The 16523-nt window shown below is 44.8% G+C and carries 17 protein-coding genes; 13 read left to right on the plus strand and 4 right to left on the minus strand.

Features of this window, described 5'->3' with window-relative positions:
* The first annotated feature begins 65 nt into the window (after nucleotides 1-65).
* The 11 genes from PUN35_RS19680 to liaR all read left to right on the plus strand — a co-directional run bounded on the left by PUN35_RS19680 (nucleotide 66) and on the right by liaR (nucleotide 10081).
* On the plus strand, nucleotides 66-1010 hold the full coding sequence (locus PUN35_RS19680) for an ABC transporter substrate-binding protein (protein ID WP_014480840.1): 945 nt from the start codon (nucleotides 66-68) through the stop codon (nucleotides 1008-1010).
* The gene (locus PUN35_RS19685) at nucleotides 973-2034 is read left to right on the plus strand and encodes a FecCD family ABC transporter permease (RefSeq protein ID WP_033882094.1); all 1062 of its coding nucleotides are present in this window, start codon (nucleotides 973-975) and stop codon (nucleotides 2032-2034) included. Before PUN35_RS19680 ends, PUN35_RS19685 begins: the two co-directional genes overlap by 38 nt.
* Nucleotides 2034-3362, plus strand: coding sequence for an ABC transporter ATP-binding protein (locus tag PUN35_RS19690; RefSeq protein ID WP_072592611.1), 1329 nt, complete (start codon nucleotides 2034-2036; stop codon nucleotides 3360-3362). The genes PUN35_RS19685 and PUN35_RS19690 overlap by 1 nt, the downstream gene beginning before the upstream one ends.
* A 22-nt stretch (nucleotides 3363-3384) precedes the next feature.
* Nucleotides 3385-3966: a cob(I)yrinic acid a,c-diamide adenosyltransferase gene (locus tag PUN35_RS19695; protein ID WP_014480837.1), complete on the plus strand. Its 582-nt coding sequence runs from the start codon at nucleotides 3385-3387 to the stop codon at nucleotides 3964-3966.
* Nucleotides 3967-4142: 176 nt separating this feature from the next.
* The gene (locus tag PUN35_RS19700; RefSeq protein ID WP_014480836.1) at nucleotides 4143-5411 is read left to right on the plus strand and encodes an MFS transporter; all 1269 of its coding nucleotides are present in this window, start codon (nucleotides 4143-4145) and stop codon (nucleotides 5409-5411) included.
* A gap of 161 nt (nucleotides 5412-5572) precedes the next feature.
* On the plus strand, nucleotides 5573-5953 hold the full coding sequence (liaI, locus tag PUN35_RS19705) for a cell envelope stress-induced membrane anchor protein LiaI (RefSeq protein ID WP_014480835.1): 381 nt from the start codon (nucleotides 5573-5575) through the stop codon (nucleotides 5951-5953).
* A 26-nt stretch (nucleotides 5954-5979) separates the two neighbouring features.
* Nucleotides 5980-6657, plus strand: coding sequence for a stress responsive protein LiaH (gene liaH, locus PUN35_RS19710; RefSeq protein WP_014480834.1), 678 nt, complete (start codon nucleotides 5980-5982; stop codon nucleotides 6655-6657).
* 100 nt (nucleotides 6658-6757) lie between these two features.
* Nucleotides 6758-7630, plus strand: a complete 873-nt coding sequence (locus PUN35_RS19715) for a LiaG family protein (RefSeq protein WP_014480833.1) — start codon at nucleotides 6758-6760, stop codon at nucleotides 7628-7630.
* Between the two features lie 33 nt (nucleotides 7631-7663).
* Nucleotides 7664-8389, plus strand: coding sequence for a LiaRS two-component regulatory system accessory protein LiaF (liaF, locus tag PUN35_RS19720; RefSeq protein ID WP_014480832.1), 726 nt, complete (start codon nucleotides 7664-7666; stop codon nucleotides 8387-8389).
* On the plus strand, nucleotides 8386-9468 hold the full coding sequence (liaS, locus tag PUN35_RS19725) for a two-component system sensor histidine kinase LiaS (protein ID WP_014480831.1): 1083 nt from the start codon (nucleotides 8386-8388) through the stop codon (nucleotides 9466-9468). Before liaF ends, liaS begins: the two co-directional genes overlap by 4 nt.
* On the plus strand, nucleotides 9446-10081 hold the full coding sequence (gene liaR, locus PUN35_RS19730; RefSeq protein WP_014480830.1) for a two-component system response regulator LiaR: 636 nt from the start codon (nucleotides 9446-9448) through the stop codon (nucleotides 10079-10081). The genes liaS and liaR overlap by 23 nt, the downstream gene beginning before the upstream one ends.
* 7 nt (nucleotides 10082-10088) lie before the next feature.
* Here liaR and gerAC read toward each other — a convergent pair whose 3' ends face one another.
* The 3 genes from gerAC to gerAA are packed head-to-tail and all read right to left on the minus strand — an operon-like array spanning nucleotide 10089 to nucleotide 13715.
* Nucleotides 10089-11204, minus strand: a complete 1116-nt coding sequence (gene gerAC, locus PUN35_RS19735; protein ID WP_014480829.1) for a spore germination receptor protein GerAC — start codon at nucleotides 11202-11204, stop codon at nucleotides 10089-10091.
* Entirely contained in the window at nucleotides 11201-12298 is a 1098-nt protein-coding gene (gene gerAB / locus PUN35_RS19740; protein ID WP_014480828.1) for a spore germination receptor protein GerAB, read from the minus strand. The genes gerAC and gerAB overlap by 4 nt, the downstream gene beginning before the upstream one ends.
* The gene (gene gerAA / locus PUN35_RS19745) at nucleotides 12267-13715 is read right to left on the minus strand and encodes a spore germination receptor protein GerAA (RefSeq protein WP_014480827.1); all 1449 of its coding nucleotides are present in this window, start codon (nucleotides 13713-13715) and stop codon (nucleotides 12267-12269) included. Before gerAA ends, gerAB begins: the two co-directional genes overlap by 32 nt.
* A gap of 118 nt (nucleotides 13716-13833) precedes the next feature.
* Between gerAA and PUN35_RS19750 the strand changes: the two genes are divergently transcribed.
* Together PUN35_RS19750 and fumC are read left to right on the plus strand one after the other, a co-directional pair.
* Nucleotides 13834-14019, plus strand: a complete 186-nt coding sequence (locus PUN35_RS19750; protein WP_014480826.1) for a YvzF family protein — start codon at nucleotides 13834-13836, stop codon at nucleotides 14017-14019.
* 66 nt (nucleotides 14020-14085) lie between these two features.
* Nucleotides 14086-15474 (plus strand): class II fumarate hydratase, encoded by a 1389-nt coding sequence (gene fumC, locus PUN35_RS19755; protein WP_014480825.1) that lies wholly within the window; start codon nucleotides 14086-14088, stop codon nucleotides 15472-15474.
* Nucleotides 15475-15513: 39 nt separating this feature from the next.
* Here fumC and PUN35_RS19760 read toward each other — a convergent pair whose 3' ends face one another.
* A complete protein-coding gene (locus tag PUN35_RS19760; RefSeq protein ID WP_003243192.1) occupies nucleotides 15514-16389 on the minus strand; it encodes a TetR/AcrR family transcriptional regulator in 876 nt (291 codons plus the stop codon).
* Nucleotides 16390-16523: the final 134 nt, after the last annotated feature.

Below are 16523 nucleotides of genomic sequence, written 5' to 3' on the forward strand. Positions count from 1 at the left end.
GTGTTGTTTACAGCATCTTTACCGTCGTAGAGATGCTTTTTTAGTTCGTTTAGGAGGAAGAGATTATGAAAAAACGAGCCGGGATATGGACTGCGCTCCTGTTGGCTGTTGTTATGCTGGCAGGCTGCGGCAATCCTGCGGATCAGAAGGATTCAAAGGCAAAACAAAAAACAGAAGTGTTCCCTGTCACCATTGATGATGCGTCGAACCAAGATGTAACCATCAAAAAAGAGCCAAAAAAGATTGTTTCATTAATGCCGAGCAACACAGAAATTACATACGCACTCGGCCTTGGTGACAAAGTGGTCGGTGTCACCACAAACGATACCTATCCAAAGGAAGTCAAAAAGGTTGAGAAAGTCGGAGATATGAATGTAAACGTTGAAAAAGTCATTTCTCTAAAACCAGATCTCGTTCTGGCCCATGAGTCTTCCATGTCAGCATCAGCGGATGCCATCAAACAGCTGAAAGACGCGGGCATTACAGTGCTGACTGTCAATGATGCACAATCATTCTCCGAGGTGTACAAATCAATCGAAATGATCGGAGAAGCTGGCGGGGCGGAGAAAAAAGCCGATCAGCTCGTGAAAAGTATGAAATCAGATCTAAAGGATATTCAAGAAAAAGCGAAAACCATTTCAAAAGACGAGGAGAAAAGCGTATTTATCGAGGTTTCTCCTGATCCTGACATTTATACAACCGGAAAAGATACGTTTATGAATGAAATGCTGAATGTCATCCATGCTAAAAACGCAGCTGCGGATCAGACAGGATGGGTGCAAATGACAGACGAGGCGATCGTAAAACTCAATCCTGATGCAATTGTTACAACGGACGGTGTGAAAGCGAAAGCTGTGGAAAAACGCGATGGCTGGAGCGAAATCAATGCTGTGAAACATCATCGTGTATATGATGTGGACCCTGATCTTGTGACACGTTCCGGTCCCCGTCTGATCGAAGGGGTCGAAGAACTTGCGGAAAGCATTTACCCGGATACGTTTAAAGAATAATCGTTATGCCGCATATATCATTGGTTTCTCATTTTTAGCCGTGAGCGTCATCTTAGGAATTTCTTGCGGCAGCCTGCATATTCCTATTCCCGCTGTTTTTCGTGTCTTTTGGCATCAAGGTTTCGGCGGCTCTATCGGTTCTGATGATCCGATGTACACTAATATTATGATGAATATCAGACTGCCGAGAGTTGTGCTGGCCGCCCTTGTGGGGGCGGCTCTTTCTATTGCAGGGGCCGCTTTTCAAGGATTGTTGAAAAATCCGCTTGCTGATCCCTATACGCTAGGTGTGTCATCCGGTGCTTCAGTCGGAGCTGTTGTGACTCTGTTCTTAGGTCTGCACCTTCCTGTCATCGGAGGGTTTACACTCCCGGTTGTGAGTGTAGCCGCGGCACTTGCCACGATGGCGGCGGTCCTTTTCTTCAGCCGCCTCGTTCATGCTTCGATGTCTGTTTCCACCCTCATTTTGACCGGTGTCATCACCAACTCTTTTTTGGGCGCATTTATTTCTCTTATCATCGCCTTGACAGGAGACAACCTGCTTCCGATTGTGCATTGGCTGCTTGGCAGCGTCTCAATGAGGGGCTGGAGCTATGTTATTTTGTTTCTCCCGTTTTTTCTTTTGGGAACCATTTTATTGATTATAAACGGAAGGGAACTGAACGTGATGACATATGGAGAAGATAAAGCAAAGCTTCTTGGAGTCAGTGTTCAGCAGAGGAAGATGCTGATTTTAATAGCCGGATCTCTTTTGACGGGAAGCGCTGTGGCAGTATCGGGTACGATTGGCTTTGTCGGCCTTGTGATTCCGCATATCACAAGGCTTTTGTGGGGAACGGACCATCGGCATTTACTGCCGCTGTCCGCCTTGCTCGGGGCAGGGTTTCTCGTTTTAGCCGATCTGCTTTCCAGAACCATCATTGAGCCGATTGAACTGCCGATCGGGATCATTACGTCCTTGGCGGGAGCGCCTGTGTTCGCTCTTATTTTAATTCGGCAGCACCGCGGGGGGAGAAGCTTATGATGAAGGCAGAAGGGCTGTCGGGAGGATACGGCGACAGCCGCCTAATTAACAATGTCAGCTTAACCGTGGAGAAGGGAGAATTTCTCGGAATTCTCGGCCCTAATGGAAGCGGAAAAACCACGCTTTTGCACTTGCTGACAGGTACGCTGCCGGCCAAGGAAGGCAGGGTTTATCTGGCTGGAAAACTGCTGGCGGACTATAAACCGAAGGAACTGGCGCAAATCATGGCTGTCCTGCCGCAAAAAACGGATCAAGCCTTCACCTTTACCGTCGAAGAAACTGTAGCCTTTGGCAGATATCCATTCCAAACGGGACTGTTCAGACAGCAGACTGAAAAGGATGAAGCCATTGTACAGGAAGCAATGGAGCAAACAGGAGTGGCCGATTTTGCGCAAAAGCCGATTCGCGAACTAAGCGGAGGGGAACAGCAGCGGGTGTATTTGGCACAAGCTTTGGCACAGCAGCCGCGCATTTTATTTTTGGACGAGCCGACTAATTTTCTCGATCTGGCTTATCAAAAAGACCTGCTTGATCTGATCAAACGCCTGACGAGAGAAAGCGGATTGGCGGCTGTCAGCGTTTTTCATGATCTGAACACCGCAAGCCTGTACTGTGATGAGCTCATGTTTATGAAAAACGGTACCGCCGGGCCTAAGCAAAAACCGGAATATGCTGTCACAGAACAAAGCATAAAGGCGGTGTACGATACAGATGTCACCGCCTTGGTACATCAAAGCTCACCTAAACCGATGATTGTGATTCAGCCTGAAAAAGATAGCGTGAAGCAGCAGTCTATCCCATTTGAAGCATTGCTCCAAGCGGGGCGTGATGACATTCTTCTGCAAACGGAAATCCCGCTTCGAACATTGTCCTCCACGCCTATCGGTGCAGGGTTTTCGTGGAGCAGGACGCTGATCCATAAACGGCTGCCAGATCAGCCAGATCCGATAGAAGGACTTACGGCCTGTCTTTCAGAAAGCGGTTTTCAACTGCAGGAGACGTGTGCGATGGCTTCTTCAGAAAGACTTGACCATTTCGTGTATCGAACATATGAAGACGGAGAGTTATCCGTTTTCATATGCGTTCAGACCGGCTTTTCGATTTGGATTTTGATTAACGGCTATGCGGCAGATCAATTCTTCATCAAGGCTCTTATGGCTGCCGAAGCAGAACGGACGAAAGTGCTGGGAGACGGAAGAGGCACAGGTGATATTCTCATCGCCGCGACTCAAACTCAGCAATCCGAAAACATAGAACAGCGGCTGAACCAATTGATAAAGAAAGGGACAGCTGAATGTATAAAAGAGGCTGCTGAGTTGTTTGAATAAGTCTGTAAAGGAGATTCAGGGTATGAAACTATATACAAAAACAGGCGATAAGGGACAAACGGGCTTAGTCGGGGGCAGGACGGACAAGGACAGCCTGCGCGTCGAAAGCTACGGCACGATTGACGAGCTTAACAGCTTTATCGGGCTTGCTTTGGCAGAGCTTTCCGGGCAGCTCGGCTTTGAAGATCTGACAGCCGAGCTGCTGACTATCCAGCATGAGCTGTTTGACTGCGGAGGCGATCTGGCAATCGTCACAGAAAGAAAAGACTATAAACTAACGGAAGAATCTGTTTCTTTTTTAGAAACACGCATTGATGCCTATACAGCAGAAGCGCCGGAACTGAAGAAATTTATTCTTCCAGGCGGATCAAAGGGTGCTTCGCTTCTCCATATCGCACGCACCATTACAAGGCGGGCAGAACGAAGAGTGGTGGCGCTGATGAAATCGGAGGAGATTCATGAAACAGTGCTGCGTTATCTCAATCGTCTGTCCGATTATTTCTTTGCCGCCGCCCGGGTTGTAAATGCAAGAAGCGGTATTGGCGATGTAGAATATGAAAGAAGTGCCATTGTGTTTCGGGACCGAAACAGCAGTGAATCATAAAAAGTGAAAACGAAAGCCGGCGTGTTCAAATACATGCCGGCTTTTTTTGTTTTTCACTCTGTCAATTTCCCATTTTACGACAAAAAGTGAACCTTATGAATTATTGACTGAAAAATGGAAAAATGAGATATTGTAATAAATAGATGTAAAAAATAGGCAGTGGGGGGCTCTGATGGATGGTGAATTTAATTGAAAGTGATAGCATCTGGAAGAGAAATTTCAATTATCTGTTTTTCTCAAGAATAGTCAAGATATCCGGCGATATGTTCGCATTTAATTCAATATTATGGTTTTTAATTTATGACGGCAAAGGTGCGATCGGCACTGCTTTATTGATTGCTGTCACGTTTTTGCCGGAAGCCGTTCTGGCGCCTGTGACGGGGCCTTTTATGAAACAGACCACGCTGAAATTCTGGATGTACTTTTCAGATCTGACAAGGGCGGCGATTGTTTTGATTATCCCTCTATGTCATTTTGCGGGCTTCTCTCCGCTGTGGTTTGTCATGACACTTATGATTGTGCATTCAGCTACTGGAGCTGCCTACAATCCCGCCTCTATCGCTTTGATTCCTCAAATCGTCAATGAACAGGGCATTCAAAAAGCAAACGCTGTGCTGCAATCCTCCGCTCAAATTGTCCGGCTTGGGGCTGTCACATTATGCGGCGCTTTTCTTACGTTTATCAGTCCTTCTTATACCATGCTTATCGCACTTGTGCTCTATTTGGTGTCGGGTTTTCTCGTTCTTTTTATTAAGTACACTGCGGTTGAATCTCAATCAGAGTCTGCGGTTGTTACACAGAGAGGCACATATATCGGAAGACTGAAACGCGGCTTTAGGCTCGTCAGAAAACACCAGATTTTATATCCGCTCGCCATTTACTGTATCTTTATGAATTTCGCGGCTGCCCCATGGGAAGCGCTCTCTGCCGTATACGTTGCGGAAGATTTAAACGGAGAGCCGATCGTTTACTCGCTGTTAAAAGCCACCACTGCCGGGGGTGCGTTTTTATTAGGGTTTGTGCTGGCGAAAGTCAAAGTAAACAGGTACGGCTTGTTATTCGTCACTGCTGGCATTATTGAAGGATTTGCTTTCTTTATTACCGGGATGAACACCTTTTTGCCGCTCGTCTTTTTCGCTGCTTTTACCTTTGGTGCCGCAGTCAGTGCTGTTAATGTTCCTGAGTACACGATTATCCAGACGTCTGTGGATAGTGAGGATCAGCCGCAGGTTTACGCCGTTATACATATGATCTCAAATATTTCGATTCCTGCCGGAGCTGTCATTTGCGGGTATGCCGCTAATGCTTTCGGCTCAGGAACAGTGATTGCTGCCGGCGGGATTGTCGAAATTATTGCGGGTATCGGAATCTTGCTGTTTACAAAACTGGCCAAAGCAGAAAGGTCCGACCTGATTAAAGAAAGGGAAGCAAGTGTTCATCTGTAAAGGGTTTTGAAACGCCATGCCTCGTGCATGGCGTTTTTTTGTGCCGATGGGTCCTGTGCGAGATACGACTCCGGTCTTATATAAAAATCAATCTCTGATTCGTTTTGCATATCTTCCAACTTGTATAAGATGAAGACAAGGAAAACGAAAGGAGGATCTGCATGAAGATCAACAAGAAAACAATAGGCGGATTCTTATTAATTGTATTTGGGATCTCCGTCTTTTTTGGAGGAGGAAGCTTCGGCTTTATCATCCCGCTCGCCATCGGGAGCTTGATGACATACGCAGGAGTCAAAAGGTTTGCCGCGGGAAAAACCATTACGGGAATCATCGTGGGCGGTATCGGAGCCATTATGCTCATCTGCTCACTTCCGTTTGTCGTCGGAATCGCATTGGCGGCCGCTATGGTGTATTACGGCTGGAAGCTGATGAAAAACGGATCAGCTGATAACGGTGTATCATCTTTTGATCCTGAACCGGCTTCTGCTGCCTACCAATCTCACTTTGATGACGAATGGGAAGAATTTTTGAAGAAAAAATAATATCAATATATTAGGAGGAATTAGGTATGGTATTAAAAAGAATCAGAGATATGTTTGTTGCGTCAGTTCATGAAGGACTTGATAAAATGGAGAATCCAAAGGTGATGCTGAATCAATATGTACGCGATATGGAAAGCGACATCGCAAAAGCAAAGCAAACAATTGTGAAACAGCACACGATTGCCTATCAATTTAAGAAAAAATATGAAGAAGCCGCTGAAGTGGCTGGCAAACGGAAAAATCAGGCACAGCTCGCATTTGACGCGGGTGAAGAAGAACTGGCGAAAAAGGCGCTGACTGAAATGAAGTATTTAGAAGGGAAGGCGGCTGAGCATAAAGCTTCCTATGAACAGGCAAACAGTCAGCTGGCTGATCTGAAAGAGCAGCTGGCTGCACTTGAAACAAAGCTTCAGGACGTAAAGGATAAAAAACAGGCGCTGATTGCGCGGGCAAATGCGGCGAAAGCTAAAGAGCATATGAATACGACATTTGACAAAATTGACAGTGAAAGCGCGTATCGTGAATTTTTACGTGTTGAAAATCGTATTGAAGAAATGGAAATCCGCGCGAATTATTCAAAGTCAGCGGAAGCCGGCGCAGAACTTACACGTAAAGAATTCGCAGACGATGTGGAAGCAGAGATTGAAAAAATGCGGACACTTTCACTGCAAAAATCAGACCAGACACAAGCGGCAAATGAATAAGCGGAACGGGGAAGGATTTGCGGTCAAGTCCTTCCCTTCCGCACGTATCAATTCGCAAGCTTTTCCTTTATAATAGAATGAATGAGAAGGATGAAACCGAATGAAAAAAATGCTTGGCAAACTGTTGATCACTGCCGGTATTCTGGTTTGTTTCGCTGTTGTCGTAAAAGATGTGTTTGCTGCAGGCCTGGGTTTCATAAATGGCATAGAAGCCGATTCAGCCAGCGCATCGCCGCGGGACATTGACAGCATGGTCATTGAGTCGGATAGCAAGGATGTCCGGATTATAGCGGAAGAACGAAGTGACATATCGGCAGGCATTTCAGGAGACTCAGGAAAGTTATTTGTTACTGAAAACAAAAGAAAACTGGAGCTGACCGTAAAGGAAAAAGAATTTCAATTTTTGAATGGGTTTAACCGTTCAACTCTTATCGTCAGGCTTCCGTATGATTATAAAGGTGATCTGGCAGTACGAACCTCAAGCGGCGACTTGTCTGTGGCCGGGAATGACCATCTTGCGCTTTCCGGGCTGAACGCAGTATCTGCGAGCGGAAATACGAGCGTGACGGACGTACGCCTTCAAGACCTGAAAGTGAAGGCATCATCGGGGGATGTTTCCATTTCAAATACCGTCTCTAAAACAGCCGGCATTGATTTAGCTTCAGGGGACGCAAATCTGGTTCATGTATCAGGCTCTCTTGATGTGAAAATGACTTCAGGAGATTTTAATGCTGTATTGAAAAAGGTAACCGGTCCCGTATCTGTCACGCTGACAAGCGGTGATGCTAATGTAAGCCTTCCCCAAAACGGCTGCTTTGCAGTCAATGCTTTATCAGCAAGCGGATACGTCAGTTCGCCGTATTCATTTGCTGACAAAGCACATAAAGAACAGCATCACATCACAGGCACGCAAGGAAGCGGCCGGCATCCAATCGACATCAAAACGGACAGCGGGGATCTAGCGATACGGTAGCACTAGGCAGAAGAAAGGAGGCGGACACCAGGAATGACAAAAAAACAGCTTCTCGGATTGATCATTGCTTTATTCGGCATCAGTATGTTTTTGCAAATTATCGGAATAGGCGATCTGCTGTTTTGGCCGCTCTTTTTTCTGATTGCCGGCTATTTCCTTAAAAAATATTCCCGTGATTGGCTTGGCTCCGTCATGTATATCTTTGCCGCGTTTCTATTTTTGAAAAACCTCTTCAGCATCACCTTTAATTTATTCGGCTATGCGTTTGCCGCATTTCTAATTTACGCCGGCTACAGGCTTATCAAAGGGAAGCCGATATTTGAACCGAATGAGAAACAGGTCAATCTCAATAAAAAAGAACATCATGATCCGCCAAAAGATGTAAAACATCCCGACATGCGCAGCTTTTTTATCGGTGAGCTGCAAATGATGAAGCAGCCGTTTGATCTGAATGATTTAAATGTTTCTGGTTTTATCGGTGATATCAAAATCGATTTGTCTAAAGCGATGATTCCCGAGGGAGAAAGCACAATCGTCATTAGCGGAGTCATTGGAAACGTTGATATTTATGTACCATCGGACCTTGAAGTAGCTGTCAGCTCGGCTGTTTTTATAGGAGACATCAATCTGATCGGCTCGAAGAAAAGCGGATTAAGCACGAAGGTATATGCCGCGTCAACCGATTTTAGCGAGTCAAAGCGCCGGGTCAAAGTGTCCGTTTCCTTATTTATCGGTGATGTGGATGTGAAGTACGTATGAGAAAAAAAATGCTTGCCAGCCTCCAATGGCGCGCCATCCGCATGACAACGGGAATCAGCCTGCTCCTTTTTGCCTGCCTGATTTCCTTTATGATGTTTTACTATCGGCTCGATCCGCTTGTTTTGCTGTCATCTAGCTGGTTCGGAATTCCGTTTATCCTGATTTTGCTTCTGATCAGCGTGACCGTCGGTTTCGCCTCAGGGTATATGTACGGCAACCGGTTGAAGACAAGGATTGATACATTAATTGAATCCATTTTAACCTTTGAAAACGGCAATTTCGCTTATCGGATACCGCCGCTCGGTGATGATGAAATCGGCCTGGCTGCTGATCAGCTGAACGAAATGGCGAAGCGCGTGGAACTTCAAGTCGCATCCCTCCAGAAACTTTCCAATGAACGTGCGGAATGGCAGGCTCAAATGAAGAAGTCGGTTATCTCAGAAGAACGCCAGCGATTGGCCAGAGATCTTCATGATGCGGTCAGCCAGCAGCTCTTTGCCATATCGATGATGACATCAGCCGTGCTGGAACATGTCAAGGATGCTGATGACAAAACAGTCAAGCGGATCAGGATGGTCGAGCATATGGCAGGCGAAGCCCAAAATGAGATGAGGGCGCTGCTGCTCCATTTACGGCCTGTTACCCTTGAAGGAAAAGGGCTGAAGGAGGGCCTTACGGAGCTTTTGGACGAGTTCCGAAAAAAGCAGCCGATTGATATTGAGTGGGATATACAGGACACAGCGATATCCAAGGGTGTTGAAGACCACTTGTTCAGAATCGTGCAGGAGGCCCTTTCAAACGTATTTAGACATTCAAAAGCGTCAAAAGTAACCGTGATTCTAGGCATAAAGAACAGCCAGCTCCGTCTGAAGGTGATTGATAATGGAAAAGGCTTTAAAATGGACCAGGTGAAAGCATCCTCATACGGATTGAATTCTATGAAAGAACGTGCAAGTGAAATCGGCGGGGTCGCCGAAGTGATTTCAGTAGAAGGAAAAGGCACCCAAATCGAAGTGAAGGTCCCGATTTTCCCGGAAGAAAAAGGAGAGAACGAACGTGATTCGAGTATTATTGATTGATGATCATGAAATGGTCAGAATGGGGCTCGCGGCTTTTTTGGAGGCGCAGCCCGATATTGAAGTCATCGGCGAAGCATCGGACGGCAGCGAAGGTGTTCGGCTTGCTGCGGAACTGTCGCCTGATGTCATTTTAATGGACCTTGTCATGGAGGGCATGGATGGCATTCAAGCTACAAAGCAAATTTGCCGGGAGCTTTCTGACCCGAAAATTATTGTGCTCACTAGCTTCATTGATGATGACAAAGTGTACCCGGTTATTGAAGCTGGCGCGCTCAGCTATCTGTTGAAAACCTCAAAAGCGGCAGAAATCGCCGATGCCATCCGCGCCGCAAGCAAGGGAGAGCCGAAGCTGGAGTCAAAAGTGGCGGGAAAAGTATTATCCAGGCTGCGCCACTCAGGTGAAAACGAGCTCCCTCATGAATCGCTTACGAAACGGGAGCTCGAAATACTCTTCCTGATCGCAGAAGGAAAGACAAACAAAGAAATAGGCGAGGAACTGTTTATTACGATTAAAACAGTCAAAACACATATTACCAATATTTTATCAAAGCTGGATGTCAGTGACCGGACGCAGGCGGCGGTGTACGCACACCGAAATCATCTCGTGAATTAGGCGGCTGTTATTTGTTTGCGCCTTTCGTTCCGAAGTCTCTGACAATCACATTGACCCGGTAGTCTATTTCCGCATTGCTGAAATAATCATCATCCCATTTTCTTGAGATCTTTTTCCACTTTTGAGGATAATGAATTCTGACTTGGTTTCCCAATCCGGTCACATCCGCTTTGATCTCTTTCTGCAGTTTCTCTGTAATAAATGTCGTTACTGTTTTGTGTACTTGTTTTTCGACTGTCTTTTCAATGCTTTTAATATATGAATCCTTAAACGAATCTTCACTAGGATTCCAGTCCTCAGATAGACGACCTTCAATAGTGCGGGTGACGGTGAATTTGAACTTTCCGTCCTTATAGGCCGTCTTGATCTTCCGATTGCTTGAATATACTTTATAAGAAAAGAGATGGCCATCGCGCTTCAAGTCAATGACGCCTCCCTCGACATTGCCTGAAAATAAGTTGATATTTTGAACCTCAATCGGGGTGAGATCTCCGTGCCATAATTTATTTTTGATGATAGAGGCTCCGTTTATCGCGAGCTTTCCGTTTTCCTTACCGACATGAGGGATGAGGAATGAATCGTCAGAGGTTAAGTGTTCTGAGATCTCCCCCAATGTAACTGGCTCCATCATTCTGATCGTCACCTTATTATTCTCTGTCAGATCATATATCACGTTGGATGCGGGTTCGTCTTCATCATTCATGTTAAATATATCCTTAGTTCGGCCGTTGGTGATAAAGACGTAGGAACTCCTCCTTGTTCCGTTGTCTCTGACAAACTGGTTAATAATGGCATCCGTTCCGATTTGATCCGCAATCACGTTTTTGGAAAGCAGAATGAGACGCAAATGCTGTAAAAACGTAGGATTATGCTTTAATGCAGAGGTTCTCATCATTTGATGGACAGTTTCACCCTTTGTGATAGAAAGCTGTGTCGGATCAGATGAAGAGCCCTCGCTGATTTTTTTCGGCACGAGAATTTGCTGTGTCAGCTCTAAATTTTCATCGTCAGGCTTGTCTAGCCCTACTCCGATCACTAAGCTTAATTCCTCGATATTCTCACTGTCCCAGCATCCGGACAGCAATAGGGTGCATATAAACATACATAAAATCCGGATTTTCATTTTGCTGTAATCCTCCTCTTGAGAGCTACAATGAAAAAGAGAATGAACGGAAGCAGAAACAGGGAGACAAAAATATAGCCAAGATAATCGCTATACATCATGACTTGATTGGCGTCATCCGGCCAGAGAGAAAAATAAAAGACCGCTATACCGATAATCACCATGCTTGTTTTAGTCGATAATCCAAATGTCTTCTTTAGCCCGTTAGCGGCAAAGTATCCGTAAATGACAAATGTGGTGAAAAACTGGATGATCCAGACCACCAGTAAAAACGATTCAAACCGTTCAATAAATATGCCTTTAAGCTCAAAGGACTGAAAGAGAGAAATAGTCGGCCAAATCAGCGTTTTTACCTCGGGAGCGGTCAAAGCTCCGACAACGATAATATACGTAAGGATATATAAAATAATCGGAATTAAAAATCCTAGAGACGCATATCTGAACGTGTATTTCTTTTTCTTCATATGTTCAGGAAGAAACAGCATCACTTCCATTCCTAAAAAAGAGATGGAAACGACGGTAAGGGAGTTTGCAATGGGTCCAAGGCCTTCGCCTAAAACAGGACGCAAATTATTGATATCAAAAATTTTAAAACTGATCCCGAACACAATCAGCAAAATAATAATGGTTACCGTTAAATAAAAGGGAAACAGCCGCGACACATCACTTAAGCCCCCAACGATTAAATAAATACCGCAGCAAATAAACGTTAAAATGATGACTTGAATTGGGGTTCTCTCCAGCAGGAAAAACTTCACCATTTCAGCCATTGCCCGTGTCTCGAAGCTGGCTACGCCGAGGAAATAGCCGCAGATCAAAAGGCCGATGATGCTGCCGATCCATTTCCCAAGCCCTTCCTTCAAATATTCAAAGAGTGAAGGGTATTGATGTTTTTTCTGAATGAGCGTGTTTAAATAAATGAAGAAAATAAAAATGAAACCTTCTAATATCAGCGTGATCCAGCCGTCAGGCGTATTAGCCTTAGTGGTCAGCGCTCGCGGCAATGTTAAAAGTCCGGCCCCAAGCATTGTATTTGCAACAATAGAAATACCTTGAAAGGTATTAAGTTTCAGTGGAGTCTGTTTTTGGCTCATTTGGATTATTCGCCTCTTTTGGTTTGTTTTTAATTGGGAGACGGATAATGGAGTCATCCGTATTTTTCAGGCTAAAGAATCCGTTTGGCGAAAAATACGGAGACCCAAAGCTCGTTTGTCTCGTTAAGTGCGTATAAACGACAAGCATAAATAAAATAATGCCGTACAGCCCTAAAATAGCGGCGGAAAACATCGAAATAAAACGCAGCACCCGGAAAGACAGACCCATTCCGTATTGAGGAACGGTAAAGGATGCCAGGGCAATGACACTGACGACAATGACCATAATCGAACTGACGAGATTCGCTTCTACAGCAGCCTGTCCGATGACTACGCCCCCAACGAGGCCGATCGTCTGTCCGAGCGGATTGGGGAGTCGCAGTCCGGCTTCCCTTAGCAGCTCGATGGTGACTTCCATCAGCAGGGCTTCAAATATCGGAGGGAACGGCACGTTTTCCCTGTTCGCCGAAATTGTAACGGCGAGCGCGGTCGGCAGCAGCCCCTGATGGAAGGAAACAAGTGCTATATAAATCGATGACAAAAACAAGGTGATAAAGATAGAAGCATAGCGCAGCGACCGGATAAGAGATGCTGAAATCCAGCGTTCATAGTAGTCATCCGGGGATTGCATCAGGATGCCGAGAGAAACCGGCACCAGCAGCACAAATGGTGAACCATCGACCAAAATTGCCACACGGCCGTTAAACAGGGCTGAAGATACTTTGTCAGGTCTTTCCGTATTTTGAATCTGCGGAAATGGTGAATATTTATTATCTTCAATGAGTTCCTCGAGCGTTCCGCTGTCCTGGATATCTTCCAGCTGGATATTTTTAAGCCGCGCCTTCACTTCTTTTATGACGGACTTTTTTGCTTTGCCTTCAATGTACATAATGGCTGCGGGCTTCAGCTTGTTTTCGCCGATCATGATTTTTTTGGTGATCAATTTCGGATGAGAGGTTCTTTGTCTAATCAGAGCGAGATTTGTATCGATATCCTCTACAAACGCTACTTTTGGGCCGCGAACCACTATTTCAGTTGTCGGCTCTGTCAGGCTTCTTGTTTTTTTCTTTCCTGTGGTCAGAATATAGGCTTTATCCAATCCGTTGATAAACACAGCACAATTGCCGTTGAGAATCGATTCAATCGTTTTTTTTGCGGTTTCAACAGGTCTTGCGTCAAGCTGGTCAAGGCGTTTTTTGACCTGGTCAAGCGTTAAGGTCTCCTCATCTTTAATTAAAGTTTTAATGGCTTCTGACACCTTATTCTCATCAGTCAGTTCACTGAAATAGAGATAGTAAAAAACCAGTCCGTTCGCAAGCATTTTTTTGTTTTTCACCAGATCATCGTTTTCTTTTAATTTTGGCAGCACCAATGCTAAATTATCGTGTATATATTCCTTAAACTCTGTTTGTTCCAATGAGGTCACCTCTTATCCAAAACCTTAGTAGAGGTTATCTTTTCCTATTAAAAAAATGATATACTGTGTTAGAGTATTTCATGGAGTAAGTTTTTTTTATGAAAGCGGAGGATACGAAGTGGCACAGGTAAGGCTAGCTGGAAATCAAGAAGAAATTGAACAGCTCATTAGATCATTTGAAAAGCATTATGATGTCTCTTATACATCAAAGGAGTACGGAAGGACGAATCCAAAATACAAATATTCAAAGGATTCCCGCGTATATCTTGAATTAAAATTAAAATCTGCCAAGATCGAAAAATAAAAAGGATTTTTTGTGTCATTGGCGAATTATGATCTATTGAAGCAACCGTTATGGAGGGATACATAAATGGAATACAGAATTGAACGAGACACCATGGGAGAAGTAAAAGTTCCTGCTGATAAATTTTGGGGCGCCCAAACACAGCGAAGCAAGGAGAACTTTAAGATCGGTTCTGAAAAAATGCCGATGCGTGTTGTGAAGGCGTTTGCAATCTTAAAACGAAGCACTGCTCTAGCTAATAAACGCCTCGGCAATCTGGATGCTGAAAAAGCAGAAGCGATTGCAGCGGTTTGTGATGATGTGCTCAAAGGCAAGTACGATGACAACTTCCCGCTTGTCGTATGGCAGACCGGAAGCGGCACACAAAGCAATATGAACATGAACGAAGTGGTAGCCAACCGTGCGACTGCTTTATTAAAAGAGAAGAACTCTGATCAAACGATTCATCCAAATGATGACGTGAACCGAAGCCAAAGCTCAAACGACACATTCCCGACTGCGATGCATGTTGCCGCTGTTTTGGCTGTTTACGAGCAGCTTGTGCCAGCGCTTGATCAGCTTCGCAATACACTGGATGAAAAAGCAAAAGCATACAATGATATTGTCAAAATCGGACGCACACATCTTCAGGATGCTACGCCACTGACCCTCGGACAGGAAATCAGCGGATGGGTTCACATGCTGGACCGTTCGAAGGAAATGATTTTGGAAGCGACAGATAAAATGCGTGCGCTTGCAATTGGTGGAACGGCTGTCGGAACAGGTATCAACGCCCACCCAGAGTTTGGAGAGCTTGTCTCAGAAGAGATCACTAAGCTGACCGGCCAAACGTTCAGCAGCTCCCCGAATAAATTCCACGCGCTGACAAGCCATGACGAAATCACTTATGTGCATGGCGCATTAAAAGCGCTTGCGGCTGACTTAATGAAAATCGCGAACGATGTCAGATGGCTCGCAAGCGGACCTCGCTGCGGCATCGGGGAGATCGTCATTCCTGAAAATGAGCCGGGAAGCTCTATTATGCCTGGTAAAGTCAACCCGACACAAAGCGAAGCGTTAACAATGATCGCAGCGCAAATCATGGGGAACGATGCTACAATCGGCTTTGCTGCGAGTCAGGGAAACTTTGAACTGAACGTGTTTAAGCCTGTTATCATTTACAACTTCCTGCAATCTGTGCAGCTGCTCAGTGACGGCATGAATTCATTCCATGATAAATGTGCTGTCGGTATTGAGCCTAATAAAGAAACCATTCAGGAAAACCTGTCAAATTCATTAATGCTTGTTACGGCGCTGAACCCGCATATCGGTTATGAAAACGCGGCGAAAATCGCCAAGCTTGCCCATAAAGAGGGATTGACGCTCAAAGAAGCAGCTTTGAAGCTTGAATTGCTGACAGAGGAGCAATTTAACGAAATGGTTAAGCCGGAAGACATGGTAAAACCAAAGGCGTAATAGTAAGAAAGAACGGCTGCTTTTTAAGCAGCCGTTCTTCTAAATATGTTGCTGTTTTAATAAATATTTAAGCTGCTCCGCATCTTTGGCGAGAGCTTCAGACTCCGTCAGATTATGAATCATTCCTTTTATGATCGCCAGCTTCGGTGTTTTTTTCTTCATTTCTGCTTCAAGTATGTCCAAGCTCTCCGATAATTCAAGAGAGGAGTTTGTGTTTAAGCTGTTAATTTTGTCACGTAGGCTTTTCACAATCGATTCAGTCAGCGGGTCAGGCCGTCCGTGCGTAAGAGGCCCGAATAAAGAGCTCGCCTCTTCCAATGTGATGAAAGGCTTATCGTTTCGTTCAGACATGCCTTTTACCATATCATCAATTCGATTCATAATGATATCAGCTAATTGAGACGGCTTCACAGTGTACCCGAGCAAAATCATGCACTCCAGGTAAATCTGGCTGATGCCCTCTATTAAAAAACAAAGCTCAGCAGTGTACGGTTCCGCTTTTTTTCCATAGATGTTCAGCAGGCTGTCGATATGAAATTGAAGTGAGGACTGGCGGATCTTTTTTGCGCATTGCTCCACTTCTTCTGTGTAAGGCAGAGAACCCTCCTTCAACTGCATGCTGATAAAATCTTTGTGTTCAAGAATGTTTTCATAGAGGACGGTCAGCTGTTTACGGTAAGCCGTTCTGGGGCTGTCGCCCTTCGTTTTAATATTTAAAATTCGGGTAAACGTTTTATCATAATAGTAGTTCAGCATAGAGAGAAGAAGCGCTTCTTTCGAAGGAAAATAAATATAAAAAGCGCCTTTAGATATTTTGCATTCTTTTGCGATTTCCTGAACTGATGTTGAGTTGTATCCTTTTTGGGCAAATAGTTTTAAGGCTGTTTCAATAATCAGTTTTTCTTTTTCCTTCAATGGTTCCACCCTTTCGGAGCCCGGAGGCCTGCTAGGATATGACCATATAGTCACACCGTCTGTTATAAAATTAACCTTATTGTAACTTGTTTTTTTATCATGTATTATTTATATTATAAATTGAGATGACCGAA

Source organism: Bacillus sp. N3378-2at (assembly GCF_033412715.1).
In the GTDB taxonomy this organism is placed as follows: Bacteria; Bacillota; Bacilli; order Bacillales; family Bacillaceae; genus Bacillus; species Bacillus subtilis.